Here is a 13,315-nt window from a genome sequence, read left to right as displayed (position 1 = left end):
CAACAGGCCGTCCCTGTCGGGGCGGCCTACCATGACTTGCCGTTCTTGCCGTGCAGCTTGTCCTCACGCACATCCCCAAAAATCTGACCCGATTCCAGTGACGCACGCTGCGCTCCATAAAAGGATGACAGGAATTCGCTGGCTTCCATGTCAGCGATCCGGTCAGTGAAACCAATCTTTTTGGCGATGGTCCGGGCGACCTCTTTGTCCCGATCATAGGCCGCCTGTGACCGCGCCGGATCACGCAAGATGCGCTCAAGCGACTGCAATTCAAACCGCCCGTAATGTTCCAGATGATGCGGCTCAAATACGAACTTTTCAGTGGCCACGTGGGTCCGCTCTGTCAGTTCTTTCGCAAGGGCGATTTTCGGCTGCTCGACCACACATGTGCCCGCGATCATGTCGCCCAAACGCTGGTTTTGCCTTGAAAAGAGCGGCACCGCGAACACAAAAAGCAACCATACAGCCATCGCCAGTTTGACCCAGCCAGACGATGTCATCACGCCGATCACCAACATGATGGGCAGGAAAACCTCTGCCTCTTTCATCAGGTTGCGCACGACGACCTGATGGGGGTCCAGCCTGCGGCCGTTGACCGAAATCACCCTGATCTTGACGATCCGCTTGCCAATGGTGCGCCCGTTCCAGACCAGTTCGGTCAGGATGTAGTAGGGCGCACGCACCAGAAACGCCAAAATGGCAAAGAGCGCCTCTGTCGTTTCGGAAAACCACGACGCCCAGGACAAGTAAGTCACAAGAAATGCCAGCAACAAAAGGCTGCCATAGGTGATCAGCAGATCAAGCAATTGCGCCCCGAGACGCGCCCCGAGTGACGCGCGGCGAAACAATAGCGGGACACCCTCCGGCGGCGTGATCAGCAGCATCTTCTTCTGCTCGCGCTTCAGATGATCCCTGTTGAACTCTGCTGCGGATTTTTGCGGCTTCCTGCTCATCCCTTGGCGCCCCGTCCGCTGAATAACAGCCAGCACAGCCACAGCGCGCCCGCGCCCCAGCCGATAAGCAGCCGCAGTTCCGTCGATTGCACAAGCTGGCGCAAAAACCCCTCAAGGATGCCCGCCGCGAACAGCATGATCGCCGCAAGGATCAATAATTTCGTTGCGTCACGCCCCCTGACCCGCAGGGCGTCCTTGCGCGTCATCTCTCCGGGCAACAGCATGGCCAACCCCAGTTGCGCGCCACCCGCAGCGGCGACGCAAATCGCCGATATCTCTGTCACGCCGTGAATGGAGAGCCAGCCAAACACCTCGTAGCCCAGCCCCTTTTCGGCAAAAACGGCAACAAATGCGCCCAGAATTGTGCCGTTGTAGAATGTCAAAAAAGCAGTGGGCAGCGTCCAGAACACGCCCAGCGCAAAGCATAATATCGCCACTTGGGTGTTGTGCGAAATCAGATAGGCCGCGAAGGCCGCCAAGGCGTTTTGATGGAGAGTATCTTGACCAAAGAGTGAGGTTTCCAGCGCCGCGCGGGATGCACCCGGCCCGCGATCACCTGCCAGTTCACCGGGCACAAAGGTATAGAACCAGGTGCTGTCACCACTCACCAGCGCAAAGCCGATGAGTGCACCGATAATCATCAGCCCAAAACCGATGGTCAGCACAGGGACCGAACGGCGAAAAGCGTGGGGTATCCCCGACACCAACAGTTTGGTGATCAGACTGCCAATGCTGGCCTGTGGCGCGTAGATCACCAGATAGGCCCGCGCCGCCAGATTTTCGAGATAGGTCAAGAGCGCATGATCAAGCGAAATCTCACGCGCCACAGACAAGGAATTGATGGTCTGGCGATATGTCGATGTCAGCTCGCGCGCCTCGTCGAATGACAAGTGGCGCATCCCCTTGCGTTCCACCTGCGCGACCAGCGCCTCAAGCCGTTTCCAGCCTGCTTCGCGTTCGCGGCGAAACCTGACAGAGCGCAGGTCCGTGGTTGTGCCAACATTTGTCATATCAATTCCCGCGCCTTGATATCGAGATAGGCAGAGACAAGCTCCGGCGTCAGTTGGTCCGGGCTGATATCCAGACAGACCACGCCCAGCCTGCGCAACTTGTCCAGTACAAGCTGCCGTTCCTTTTCGATCTGGCCACCCGCCACCGCTTTGGCCACGTTGTTGAGCGTCAGCTCATCAGGGTTGGTGATCTGCTGCAAGGCCGGGTCATTCAGCGCCACAAAGATCAGCAGGTGATGGCGGTTTAGCACCGCCAGATTTTCGACCATCAGTTCGGCCGTGATGCTGTCCACAAAGTCTGAAAAGACAATGATAAGCGAACGCCGGTTCAGCAGTCCGTTCAGATGCGCCAAGGCCAGTGTGTGGTTGCTTTCCACGCTACTGTAATCCAGCGCCGCCGCTTCGGCCCTGATCCGGTTGAACGCCGCGCGCCCCGGCGCAGGCGGAATGAAAGACCGTGGCCGGCTGTCAAAACTGAAAAACGCGACCATATCGCCGCCGATGCCCGCCGCCCATGTTGTGGCAAGGGCCGCGTTGATGGCCCTGTCGATCTTGGGCAGGCCCGCGATCTCTTCGCGCATCAGATAGCCATTGTCGACGCACATGATGATCTGGTGGTTCTGTTCCACATGGGTTTCGCGCGCGACCAGACCGCCGTGGCGGGCAGAGCGTTTCCAGTCGATCAACCGCGGGTCCATCCCCGTGGTAAAGTCGCGCAACTGGTGGAACTCCGACCCTTCACCGCGAAAGGTGGTATCCTTCACGCCATAAAGTTCTGCCTGCACGATTGTGGTAATCTGCCCCGACAGCACCGGCTGGATATTGGGCACGCCTGCAATTTCGTGATCGACCTTCTTGCTTGAAATGATGTCAAACAGCCCAAAACGCGAAGGCCAGAACAGCCAGACCCGTTCAAACATGAACTTGCCCCGCGCCTTGCAGGTCAACGGCAGGTCAAATCTGGCCTCTGGGCCGATGTTATCCCACTGGAATGGCTCCACCGTTAGTTCCGGCGCCATCTGAAACCGCATGCCAAGGCCTTTGGGCAAGTCGCCCTTGGTCGAGGTCAGGGTCATATCCACAACGGCAGTGGTGCCCGCAAAGATCTGATCAGGTATCTTGGCCTGCAACTGCACAGACCGGCCCGTGCGCGAAAACGCCAGATCAAACAGTGCAACCGCCGCCAGTGCCCCCCAAATAATACGGATCGTCCAGCCTGCATCGGCTTGCGTCATCGCCACGACGCAAGTGATCAGCAACAGGCCAACCGAAAGGATGACCAAAAGGCGAGAGGGGCGCATCCTGTCTTACCGTGGCGCGTCGATACGATTGAGGATATTGCCCAGCACGTCCTCTGGCACACGGCCTTCGATTTCGGCGGTCGGACCAAGCACGATGCGATGGCGCATCGCCGGTATCAACAGCGCCTGCACATCGTCGGGGATCGCATAGTCGCGGCCCTCAATCGCGGCCTTGGCGCGCACGGCAGAGGCCAGCGCATCCGCCGCACGGGTCGATGCCCCATGGCGGATTTCAGCATCATTCCGTGTCGCGCGGATCAGATCCACGATATAGTTCAGGATGGTGTCATCCAGCCGGATACTATCAACCAGCGCACGGCCAGCAGCCAGCGTATCGCCGCTGATCGTCTTGGCGACATCATCCGTCGTGCGTTCTTCGCCAACGGGCTTGTTGCGGTTGCGGCTCAGGATTTCCACCTCTGCATCGCGGTCGGGGAAATCGACGATCAGCTTGAAAAGGAAACGGTCAAGTTGCGCCTCTGGCAGCGGATAGGTGCCCTGCTGTTCAATCGGGTTCTGGGTGGCAACAACAAAGAAGTCGGCGCCCAGCGGATAGGTCACCCCGTCAATCGTGACCTGCCGTTCGTTCATCGCCTGCAACAGGGATGACTGGGTCTTTGGCGGGGCGCGGTTGATTTCGTCAGCCAGTAAAATATCGGTAAACACCGGCCCTTTGGTCAGGGTGAACGAGCCGGTCTGGAAATTGAAGATGTTGGCCCCCAGCACATCTCCCGGCATCAGGTCCGGGGTGAACTGGATGCGGCCAAAATCAAGCGCCATCGTCTGTGACAATGTTTTGGCCAGCAGCGTTTTCGCCGTTCCCGGAGGACCCTCCAGCAGACAATGCCCACGGGCAAAGACGGCCACCAACAGACTGGTGACAATCTCGTCCTGACCGTGCACGGTCTTGCCGATTTCAGCGCGCGCCGTCTCAACGACGTCGCGAAACATGTCCAAGTTCATCACGTAATCTCCGGTAAATCTCTTCAAATCTTTCGGCCAATCGGGTCAGATCGGCGCGCGTGGTCTGGGCGTCCATCTGGTCAACAGCCTCCAGCGCGGCCTCCAGATCAGGCGCAATTTTCGGGGCAATGGCTTTCAGGCGTTTGATTAGCTTCGGGCGCTCAATCTGGACATGTCGGCCCATGATGTCATGCCCGACGGCAACCATCTTGTCAGTGACATAGGCACGCAGCAGCGCATGATCCTCGCCCGCGAGGCGCAGCAGATAGCCCTTGCTTTCGATGGATGCGGTTTTCGACGCCGCAATCCGCCCATCACCCACCCGGCCGGGGGGGCCAAAACGGATCAGGCCACGCCAAAGCAGCACAACAAAACAGATGCATGCGCCAATCCAGATCAGCGAAAACGGATAGGTCAGAAACCGCGAAATTTCCTCGGTCGTGCGGGGCCGGATTTCGCGTGGTGCATCAGGGGTCGGAGCCAGCAAGATGTCTGACGCAGTGTCAATATAGACGGTGCCGTCACGACCGTCGACAAGCCCGTTAATCACATCCAGTGCGATGGCGGCATTGTCGCCCAAGGCCAGCCCGTGATTATTCATAAAATCAGGATCGGACAGGATGTAATGCGGCATCGCATCGTAAATGGCACATTGCGCAATCAACACGCCTGCGTCCAGCGACAGGGTCGGTCGACAATCCCCCCGCACAGACTCGGTTTCAAAGAGTTGCGGAGCATAAAGCGTGACACCAGAACGATCGGCCAGAAACTTGTCTGTCGGGCGCACGATCCGCAGATTTGGCACGTTCATACTTGCGCGCAAGTTCTTCAGCCGGAATGTGGGGATCAGCAGTTGCTTATCGACCAGACCCAACTCGAGCACACCTGCCCGCCATTTGGGCAAGGCCACCAATGTGGGCACATATCTGACCTTCTCATAATAGATCGATCTGTCGATATCGCGCAGATTGTCACCACTGCGGCGTTCTTCGCGGTTGGCCGTAACAGGAGCATCGCGGTCCAACTCAACATCGTATAGCGGCAGGATACGCAAGGCGATGTCCTGCTCTGTCAATGTGGTCCGGCGATGCGACCGGTCGGTGCGAATGTCGTTTTCTTCCAGCCAGACCGACAGACCAGTGGTGCCGATAGGCGAACGATCAATGCCCGTGTTCCCGCCGCCGCCATACATGAACAGCAATAACAGCGCCGTGATACAACCAAAGATGATGAAGCCTGATTTATTGTCACCCATTTCAGCGCGCCTCTGTCAGGATTTGCGCGCCATTTTGTAGCAGGGCTTCAAATTCATCGTCGCCGATATCGCGGCCGCCGTAATGGACCAGTTCTGCCTTGGTCAGGATGGTTTTCAATTGCGTGTAGCGGCGCCACCCATCGGGCAACCGGCCCAATGCTTCGCGTTCTGTGTCAGCGCGGCGAAAGTTGGTGTTGGTTTCATCGGCAGCCTGCAAAAGGCAATGGCGCAACAGCAAAATCAACGCCTCGCGGCGCGACGGCATCGCCCGTATTTGCGCCAGAATGTCACCGGCCGAACCTTCTGCCGCTGTCAGACCCCACGCCTTGGCGCGCTTGCGCGGCTTCTTTTCCACATTCGGATCAGGCCGGAGCAACGCCCCCCCTGCCCCGAATTTCAGGAACAAAAACAAAAGGACAGCAAATAGCGCCACGATGATGAAAACACCGTTGGACCCAAGACTGAAAACGGGGCCGCTGGGCGGCGAAATCGTCGGACGGGCTGCGGCCCTCGGGCGGTCGCCGGTCAGCAGATCAAGGCTTGTTTCATCCACATAACGCAGGTCGGTTGATACCGTGCGGCGCCCGTCAACCGCCTGCAAATAAGGGCCATCAGGGTCGATATCCGGTGTCAGAAAAGTTGTCTCTTCCTGTGCGACAGCCACGCCGCCGATGAGCCCGGACAGGGCAACACACGTAAAAAACAGAAACCGGCGCAGATAGCCGCGCCGGTTTATCTTTGGCATCAGCTAAATATGTCCGCTTCGCCACCTTTTAGCGGGTCAGCACCGTATTTGTTGGGGCCATCCGTTCCCTTCAGACACATTATCACGAAAAAGACGATCCCGCCGACTAAACTGACAATCGGTCCAATAATTGGCACGATCCCGACAAGTATCAGACCCAGATACCACCACCCGGATAGATTCCGGTCGTGCAAGCGGCGCACGACAACTGCGATTGACGGCAACAGAACGGCCAACCAGAAAACACCGATCAAGATAATACTAATGATCATGCCCATACCAAGGCCATTTTCAAGATCACCGTTGCCCATGTTTGGGTTGATCGCGGCCGTTGCGCCGCCGAAGACACCCATCACGATGATCAAAGCAAAATATACCAGCATGATGAATAGAAAGTACCACCAATATTCAGATCGCGACGCACGGCCGGAAAAGGTGGCGTATTTTTCGCGCAAACATGTGCGCACTGATTCAGAAAAGGTCATAATTGTAATCCATTCGGTTTTTCCAACTATGCAATTTTCAAAGCATGATGGCGAAAATTTGGCAAGTTTATTTCAAAATAATCATTAACCCAGAAAGAGGCGCAATATCTGCTCAGGGTCCTGACCCTAAAAGCGCCGCTCCCTTGAGGTATGTCAATCTGCACAAGGACGCCTGGTCTACCTTGGGTGTCAGGTTGGCGGGCTTTGTCCGCTTCAGCAGAATGGTTGGGGGAAAAAATGACAACAAATGTTGGAAAATGGGATCGTCTTGTTCGACTACTGATTGGCGTCGCTTTGATTGTGGCTCCTTTGACAAATTTCATGGGATTGGGGGGCAACGCCATTGCTGTCTTTGTCATGATCGTCGTGGGCGGGATCTTGACGCTCACAGCGCTTTTGGGGGTCTGCCCGCTGTATAGCTTGTTGGGCATCAAGACCTGAATGTCCTGAAAAATTTCAGTAGTTGGAGCATCACATGAACAATGTAGAAGAACTACTCAAGAACACGGTTGAAGAACTCGACCGTTTGCTGAATGCCAAGAATGTCCTTGGCGACCCGATTGAAAAAGACGGGTCCACCGTCATCCCCATCGTCAGCTACGGATTTGGCTTTGGGGCAGGTGGCAGCGATGGCGGCAAGACCGGAAATACCGGCGGTACCGGCGGCGGCGGCGGTATCAAACCCATTGGCGCAATCATACTTGATGACAAGGGCGCGCGGGTCGAAGCCGTGAAAGGTGCGATTTCCGGTCTGACCGAAGTTCTGGGCGACGCGGCAGCACACGCCCTGGATCAGCGCAGCGGATCGTCAAAAGAGGCCTGAGATGGCCGTGCAAATCCTGCTTTGGTCGGGCGTGGCACTGGCACTTATGATCCTCCCACTCGTAAGTCTGCCTGTTTACGTCCAGATGTCATTGCAGTGGAACGTCATCAGGCGGGCGACTGTCTCTCTGCGTCCGCTTGGTGGCGTATTCCCCTCAATCATGGTCTATGACAGCAGCCGGAAACCCACGCCAAGCAAACAAAAACAGCCAACACGGAAACGAAAAAAGCGCATGCAGCGCAGAAGACGGAGAGGAGTACGCGGGGAAGTCCTTGCGGAATTGCCGCACGTGATCGGGCGGATGCTGCACGCCATTAAATTTGATTTTCTGCGGGTCGATGCTGATTTCGGACTGGATGACCCGGCAGACACCGGTCAGCTATTCGGGCATCTGACCCCGCTGATCTATGGCCCGTTGGGGCAGGTCAACCTGCGCCCTGATTTTGGTGGCGCTTGCCTGCGGGGGACCGCGACGGCGCAGTTTCATGTTACTCCGGTTGCCTTGGTGCGGCCCATGTTGGGATTTCTCTGGCGGCTTTTGGGACCATTCAAATGACCTATGTTCTGGGATCATCACAGACGGTTGGCAGATATGCGATTACGATCATCAGTGAACAGACCATCGCAGCGCAGATCGCCAAGCGGGGTGCCTTTTGCCGTTGTGGCAAGCACCCCGCGTTTGTGCTGGTTCAGGATGGCGCCACAACCAAGGCGCTGGATATGATGGGCGCGCGCGTCCCGCTTGATCGGGTCACGGCATTATGCCCCGCCGCAACGGAATTGTTGACCTAGCCTGCGGGTGCGGCCAGGTCGGTTTTCCTGTTTACGGTTTGCGCCGCGTCAAATTGAGATAAAAAGACCCGCCCGGTCAGGTCCGACAGGAAATGCGCCTTCTGCAAGCGGTCCATTACCGGCCCCTTGACCTCTGACAGGTGAAGTTTGACGTTCATTTCGCGCAAACGCTCATTGATCATTTCCAGCGATTCCAGTGCGCTGAAGTCAATCTCGTTGATCGCGGAGCATTGCAGGATGACGTGGCGGATATCCTTGTCTTTTGCGACCCGGCTTTGAATCTTTTCCTCAAGATAGCGGGCATTTGCAAAATACAGGCTTTCATCCACGCGCAGGGTGACAACAGCAGGGTCGGTCAGGACCTCGTGGCGCAGGACATTGCGGTAGTGTTCTGTGCCCGGAACCTGCCCCACCTCTGCGATATGCGGCTTCGAGGTCTTGTAGAGGTGCAAGAGCACGGACAACAGAACCCCGGCGGACACGCCAGCCTCCACACCCATGGCCAAGGTCAGCACAATTGTGGCCAGAACAGCGGCAAAATCAGCTTTTGAATAGGCCCAGCTGCGCTTGAGGATCGAAAAATCGACCAGACTGAGGACGGCGACAATGATCGTCGCGGCCAAAGTGGCCTTGGGCAGAAAAAAGATCAGCGGCGTCAACGCCAACGCTGCAATTGCCAGTCCCACGGCGGTGAACGCCCCGGCGGCTGGCGTCTCGGCGCCTGCGTCAAAATTCACGACCGACCGCGAGAACCCACCCGTAACCGGAAAGCCACCGGTGAGTGACGCGCCGATGTTCGCAGCCCCCAGACCGATCAGTTCCTGATCGGGATCAATGCGTTGCCGCTTCTTGGCGGCAAGTGTCTGGGCCACCGAAATGGACTCCACAAATCCGATGATCGAGATCAGGAATGCAGGCAGCAAGAGCTGGCCAAGAAGCGCAGGCGAGAATGAGGGGAGCGTCAGCGGTGGCAGGCTTTGTGGGACGCTGCCAACGATCTTGACGTCCATGTCGGCAAGCCCAAAAAGCCAGACAGCCGCTGTTGTCACGACAACGACCGCGACAGGCCCGGTTTTCACCAGAACACCCGTCAGACCGGTGCCAAGACCCATCCGCTGCAACAGCGGCTTGAGCCCCTTGCGCACCCAGAACAGAAAGCCGGTGGCGAGAACGCCGATGATGGTCGTGATCCAGTTGATTTCAGGCAGATGTTCAACCAGCGAAATCACCAGCTCCAGCAGATTATGACCAGAGGCGTCAATCCCGAGGATATGCTTGAGTTGGCTGGCGGCGATGATGATGCCCGATGCGGTGATGAAGCCCGCAATCACCGGATGCGACAGAAAATTCGCCACAAAACCCAGACGAAACAGACCCATCGCCAGCAGGATAGCCCCAGACAGGCCCGCAAGTGAGAGGGCTGCGACCGCATAGCCCATTGTCCCTTGTTCCACGATATTGGACAGGGCCGCCGCCGTCATCAATGACACAACCGCGACGGGGCCAACGGCCAGCGCACGGCTTGTGCCGAACACCGCATAAAGCACGATCGGCACAATTGATGCATAAAGCCCAGCTTCTGGCGGCAATCCGGCCAACAACGCATAGGCCAACGATTGCGGGATCAGCATGATCGTGACGATCAGTGCCGCGACAAGATCGTTGGACAGGGCTGTGCGATTATAGGTCCGCCCCCATGACAAAATGGGCAGGAACCGAATAAGGGCAGGTGACATTTTTCTCTCGACAAATTGGGAGCCGTTCCCGCTGGATGCAAGAACGGCGGTGTTGCGTTACTTGGCTGTGATCTTTTCTGGCTTGGCCATCCACTCGCGCCCTTTGAGCATGCCTTTCCAATAGACAGGGGGCAGCAGTTTCTCTTTCAGGAACCAGGCCGCGCGGGTTGGTTTTGTGCCATCAATGATCGCCTTGGGAAAGCTGGGAAGCAGGGTGCCGCCATAGCCAAACTCTGCCAGAACGATTTTGCCGCGTTCGACAGTCAGCGGGCAGGACCCGTAACCGTTATATTGCGCCACAGCTGATCCGCCCCGCATGTCCGCGATGATGTTTTCCGCGACAACGGGTGCCTGAACCCGCGCAGCAGCGGCTGTTTTTGCATTTGGTGCATTCATCACATCACCCAGGGACCAGACATTGTCATAGGTCTTGTGGCGCAGCGTGGCCTGATCCACGTCAATCCACCCTGCGGCATCGGCCAAGGGCGAGACACGGATAAAATCAGGCGCTGTCTGCGGCGGGCAGACGTGCATCATGTCGAATTCCATTTCGACCCGCTCAACCGGTGTGTCCGGCTTGGCCACATCGAACCACGCCTTTTTGGCGGGGCCATCCACAGCAACCAGATTGTGAAAGAAATTCAGATGCGCGTTGTATTTTTCGACGTATTTCATCAGGGCGGGGACGTAATCCTTGACCCCGAACAGTACCCCTCCGGCATTGTTGAAATGAATGTCGATATTCTTCAGCACACCGCGCCGGTGCCAGGCATCAGCTGACAGATACATCGCCTTTTGTGGGGCACCTGCGCATTTGATCGGCATTGGCGGCTGGGTAAAGATCGCGCGACCTTCCGTCATGCCATTGACCAGTTCCCACGTGTAGGGCGCCAGATCGTAGCGGTAGTTGGAGGTCACACCGTTCTTGCCCAATGTATCGACCAGACCCTCGACCTTGTGCCAGTCCAGCTTGAGTCCGGGGCACACGATCAGGCGTTCGTATTTGACGACGCGGCAACCATCCAGAATGACGGCGTTTTTCTGCGGTTCAAACGCGGCGACAGCCGATTTGATCCAATGCACGCCGCGCGGGATTAGCGACCCCATGGTGCGCACTGTGTCTTGCGCATCAAATATGCCGCCGCCAACCATGGTCCAACCGGGCTGGTAGTAATGCACATCGGCAGGGTCAATGATTGCAATCTCAAGTCCGGGCTTGCGGCTTTTCAGGCTGGCAGCGGCGGCGATTCCACCGGCCCCGGCCCCCACGATGACAATTTCATAGCTGGCGTCGCCCGTATCCGTGGGCGTCTTGCCACCGTTGACGATGCGCCGCACAACACCGGCCATGTCATATCCGGCCGCCTTGGTGGCGGCGAGGATATCGGCAAGGCTGCGCTTTTCCGCCTGACTGAGCGACCACAGCGTGGCCGAGCGTGTGCCCGTCCGGCAATAGGCCATCGTCGGGCCGGGCAATTCGGTCAGGGCCTTGTCAAAGGCTGCCGCATCTTCATCGCCGACCTTGCCTGCGACAATCGGTTGATAAACGGTTTCGATCCCGACCTTCTTTGCCGCCTTGGCGATTTCGTTAAATGTCGGTTGGTCCGCACCTTCGCCATCGGGGCGGTTGCAGATGATTGCGCGAAAGCCTGCGTCCTTGATGGCGGGTATATCGCCGGGCGTGATCTGTTCCGAAACAGCAAAGGCCTTATCGATGTGATGAATATTCATAGTCGGATCTATCCTTTATCTTGTGGAAATGGTGTTGGCCGCGTCCGTCGGGCCAACACCAATCCGCACAGTTACGCTTAAGCGTTCTCTTCGGCTGCAAAAGAGACCTGCTTGGCACCGTAGGCTTTTTCGCCAATGCGTTCCATCAGGTCGAGTTGCAGTTCCAGCCACGCTTTGTGCCCTTCTTCATCCATCGCGATCTGTTCGAAGAGCATCCGCGAACCAACGTCATTGGCATCATTGGCCTGCTTTGCCGATTTGATATAGAAATCGATGGCCTCTTTCTCATCGGCCAGATCGGCCTTGAACATGTCCTGTAGGGTTTCGGCGCGCTGCGGGGGTTTGGCAAACGCGATTTCCGGTGTGCCTTTCAGGAACATGATACGTTCCAGGAAAAGGTCGGAATGGCCGAGTTCCTCGGCCTGTTCCTCGCGCATTTTGCCTGCCAGAATGTTCAGCCCCCAATCATCGAGCACATGTGCATGCAGTTGATACTGGTGCGCTGCAGACATTTCCATCTGAAGCGCCTTGTTCAGGTTCTCTATGGTAGTGTTGTTAGACATGGTTTGTCCTCGATTTTTCTGTGGGCCTTGTTACAGGACGTTGACAGGCACCTTCAGCATCGGATTACCATCCTCGTCCTTGGGCACTTCGCCTGCGCGCATGTTCACCTGAAGTGACGGGATGATCAGCTTGGGCATATCCAGTTGCGCGTCACGCTCGGTGCGGAACTTGATGAAATCCTCGCGGGTTTTACCGGCACCGACATGGATATTATGCGCTTTTTCGTCGCCAACCGTGGTTTCCCACTGGATGTCGCGGCCGTTCGGCCCGTAGTCGTGGCACATGAACAGGCGCATATCGTCGGGCAGGGTCAGGACCTTTTGGATACTGTCATAAAGCGTGGCTGCGTCCCCACCGGGGAAATCGGCACGGGCCGACCCGCCATCGGGCATGAACAGCGTATCGCCGACAAATGCCGCATCGCCGATCACATGCACCATGCAGGCGGGCGTGTGGCCGGGCGTATAGATGGCAAAGGCCTCCATATTCCCGATCTTGTAGGTGTCGCCGTCTTCGAACAGTTTGTCGAATTGGGAGCCGTCGCGCTGGAATTCAGTGCCTTCGTTGAAGATCTTGCCGAACGTATCCTGCACCACCATGATTTTGGAGCCGACGCCAATTTTGCCACCCAGCTTTTGCTGGATGTAGGGCGCCGCGCTCAGGTGGTCGGCGTGGACGTGGGTTTCGATGATCCAGTCAAGGGTCAGACCGCGCTTTCCGACCTCGGCGATCAACGCATCAGCGTGGCCATAAGTGATCCGGCCAGCGGCATAATCGATATCCATCACGCTGTCGACAATGGCACAATGATCGCTTGTGGGATCCTTGACGATATAGCTGATGGTGTTTGTGGCCTCATCAAAATGGGCAGAAACCTCAGGTTTGAGGGACATATTTACAGGGTAGGTCATTTCGTTTCCTTCTTTTGGATTAGCCAGCAGGTGAAGTGCTGTTACG

15 protein-coding genes are annotated in these 13,315 nt (G+C 57.0%); 4 read left to right on the top strand and 11 right to left on the bottom strand.

Going from position 1 to position 13,315, the window contains the following annotated elements; all coding sequences use genetic code 11:
* Positions 1–26 precede the first annotated feature (26 nt).
* From C8N45_RS07565 to C8N45_RS07535, 7 genes are read right to left on the bottom strand one after another with little or no spacing between them, the layout of a single operon-like run.
* Positions 27–953, bottom strand: coding sequence for an RDD family protein (locus C8N45_RS07565; protein WP_108385601.1), 927 nt, complete (start codon positions 951–953; stop codon positions 27–29).
* Positions 950–1,963 (bottom strand): stage II sporulation protein M, encoded by a 1,014-nt coding sequence (locus C8N45_RS07560; RefSeq protein WP_108385600.1) that lies wholly within the window; start codon positions 1,961–1,963, stop codon positions 950–952. Before C8N45_RS07560 ends, C8N45_RS07565 begins: the two co-directional genes overlap by 4 nt.
* The gene (locus C8N45_RS07555) at positions 1,960–3,264 is read right to left on the bottom strand and encodes a DUF58 domain-containing protein (RefSeq protein WP_108385599.1); all 1,305 of its coding nucleotides are present in this window, start codon (positions 3,262–3,264) and stop codon (positions 1,960–1,962) included. Before C8N45_RS07555 ends, C8N45_RS07560 begins: the two co-directional genes overlap by 4 nt.
* Before the next feature lie 6 nt (positions 3,265–3,270).
* Complete coding sequence (locus C8N45_RS07550) at positions 3,271–4,227, bottom strand: AAA family ATPase (RefSeq protein ID WP_108385598.1); 957 nt, start codon at positions 4,225–4,227, stop codon at positions 3,271–3,273.
* Positions 4,196–5,482, bottom strand: a complete 1,287-nt coding sequence (locus C8N45_RS07545; protein WP_108385597.1) for a hypothetical protein — start codon at positions 5,480–5,482, stop codon at positions 4,196–4,198. Before C8N45_RS07545 ends, C8N45_RS07550 begins: the two co-directional genes overlap by 32 nt.
* Position 5,483: 1 nt before the next feature.
* Complete coding sequence (locus C8N45_RS07540; protein WP_108385596.1) at positions 5,484–6,227, bottom strand: hypothetical protein; 744 nt, start codon at positions 6,225–6,227, stop codon at positions 5,484–5,486.
* Positions 6,227–6,712: a DUF805 domain-containing protein gene (locus tag C8N45_RS07535; RefSeq protein WP_108385595.1), complete on the bottom strand. Its 486-nt coding sequence runs from the start codon at positions 6,710–6,712 to the stop codon at positions 6,227–6,229. Before C8N45_RS07535 ends, C8N45_RS07540 begins: the two co-directional genes overlap by 1 nt.
* A gap of 237 nt (positions 6,713–6,949) precedes the next feature.
* Here C8N45_RS07535 and C8N45_RS07530 point away from each other — a divergent pair, with 237 nt between their 5' ends.
* The 4 genes from C8N45_RS07530 to C8N45_RS07515 are packed head-to-tail and all read left to right on the top strand — an operon-like array spanning position 6,950 to position 8,327.
* A complete protein-coding gene (locus C8N45_RS07530; protein WP_108385594.1) occupies positions 6,950–7,153 on the top strand; it encodes a YgaP family membrane protein in 204 nt (67 codons plus the stop codon).
* A gap of 34 nt (positions 7,154–7,187) precedes the next feature.
* The gene (locus tag C8N45_RS07525) at positions 7,188–7,535 is read left to right on the top strand and encodes a GerW family sporulation protein (RefSeq protein WP_108385593.1); all 348 of its coding nucleotides are present in this window, start codon (positions 7,188–7,190) and stop codon (positions 7,533–7,535) included.
* A gap of 1 nt (position 7,536) precedes the next feature.
* Positions 7,537–8,091, top strand: a complete 555-nt coding sequence (locus tag C8N45_RS07520) for a DUF2953 domain-containing protein (protein WP_108385592.1) — start codon at positions 7,537–7,539, stop codon at positions 8,089–8,091.
* On the top strand, positions 8,088–8,327 hold the full coding sequence (locus tag C8N45_RS07515; protein WP_108385591.1) for a hypothetical protein: 240 nt from the start codon (positions 8,088–8,090) through the stop codon (positions 8,325–8,327). The genes C8N45_RS07520 and C8N45_RS07515 overlap by 4 nt, the downstream gene beginning before the upstream one ends.
* Here C8N45_RS07515 and C8N45_RS07510 read toward each other — a convergent pair.
* From C8N45_RS07510 to C8N45_RS07495, 4 genes are all read right to left on the bottom strand, one after another.
* Positions 8,324–10,063 (bottom strand): SulP family inorganic anion transporter, encoded by a 1,740-nt coding sequence (locus C8N45_RS07510; protein WP_108385590.1) that lies wholly within the window; start codon positions 10,061–10,063, stop codon positions 8,324–8,326. The genes C8N45_RS07515 and C8N45_RS07510 overlap by 4 nt on opposite strands.
* 57 nt (positions 10,064–10,120) lie before the next feature.
* Positions 10,121–11,794, bottom strand: coding sequence for a bifunctional protein tyrosine phosphatase family protein/NAD(P)/FAD-dependent oxidoreductase (locus C8N45_RS07505; protein ID WP_108385589.1), 1,674 nt, complete (start codon positions 11,792–11,794; stop codon positions 10,121–10,123).
* Positions 11,795–11,871: 77 nt separating this feature from the next.
* Positions 11,872–12,357, bottom strand: coding sequence for a bacterioferritin (locus C8N45_RS07500; protein ID WP_108385588.1), 486 nt, complete (start codon positions 12,355–12,357; stop codon positions 11,872–11,874).
* A 30-nt stretch (positions 12,358–12,387) separates the two neighbouring features.
* Entirely contained in the window at positions 12,388–13,269 is an 882-nt protein-coding gene (locus C8N45_RS07495) for an MBL fold metallo-hydrolase (RefSeq protein ID WP_108385587.1), read from the bottom strand.
* Between the last annotated feature and the right edge of the window lie 46 nt (positions 13,270–13,315).

The organism is Yoonia sediminilitoris (assembly GCF_003058085.1).
GTDB lineage: Bacteria > Pseudomonadota > Alphaproteobacteria > Rhodobacterales > Rhodobacteraceae > Yoonia > Yoonia sediminilitoris.
This window is presented reverse-complemented; position numbering and strand designations above follow the sequence as displayed.

Coding starts and splice junctions, on each gene's coding strand:
- C8N45_RS07510 (WP_108385590.1), bottom strand. CDS start 10,063: ATGTCACCTGCCCTTATTCGGTTCCTGCCCATTTTGTCATGGGGGCGG.
- C8N45_RS07515 (WP_108385591.1), top strand. CDS start 8,088: ATGACCTATGTTCTGGGATCATCACAGACGGTTGGCAGATATGCGATT.
- C8N45_RS07565 (WP_108385601.1), bottom strand. CDS start 953: ATGAGCAGGAAGCCGCAAAAATCCGCAGCAGAGTTCAACAGGGATCAT.
- C8N45_RS07545 (WP_108385597.1), bottom strand. CDS start 5,482: ATGGGTGACAATAAATCAGGCTTCATCATCTTTGGTTGTATCACGGCG.
- C8N45_RS07530 (WP_108385594.1), top strand. CDS start 6,950: ATGACAACAAATGTTGGAAAATGGGATCGTCTTGTTCGACTACTGATT.
- C8N45_RS07560 (WP_108385600.1), bottom strand. CDS start 1,963: ATGACAAATGTTGGCACAACCACGGACCTGCGCTCTGTCAGGTTTCGC.
- C8N45_RS07520 (WP_108385592.1), top strand. CDS start 7,537: ATGGCCGTGCAAATCCTGCTTTGGTCGGGCGTGGCACTGGCACTTATG.
- C8N45_RS07550 (WP_108385598.1), bottom strand. CDS start 4,227: ATGAACTTGGACATGTTTCGCGACGTCGTTGAGACGGCGCGCGCTGAA.
- C8N45_RS07540 (WP_108385596.1), bottom strand. CDS start 6,227: ATGCCAAAGATAAACCGGCGCGGCTATCTGCGCCGGTTTCTGTTTTTT.
- C8N45_RS07495 (WP_108385587.1), bottom strand. CDS start 13,269: ATGACCTACCCTGTAAATATGTCCCTCAAACCTGAGGTTTCTGCCCAT.
- C8N45_RS07535 (WP_108385595.1), bottom strand. CDS start 6,712: ATGACCTTTTCTGAATCAGTGCGCACATGTTTGCGCGAAAAATACGCC.
- C8N45_RS07505 (WP_108385589.1), bottom strand. CDS start 11,794: ATGAATATTCATCACATCGATAAGGCCTTTGCTGTTTCGGAACAGATC.
- C8N45_RS07525 (WP_108385593.1), top strand. CDS start 7,188: ATGAACAATGTAGAAGAACTACTCAAGAACACGGTTGAAGAACTCGAC.
- C8N45_RS07555 (WP_108385599.1), bottom strand. CDS start 3,264: ATGCGCCCCTCTCGCCTTTTGGTCATCCTTTCGGTTGGCCTGTTGCTG.
- C8N45_RS07500 (WP_108385588.1), bottom strand. CDS start 12,357: ATGTCTAACAACACTACCATAGAGAACCTGAACAAGGCGCTTCAGATG.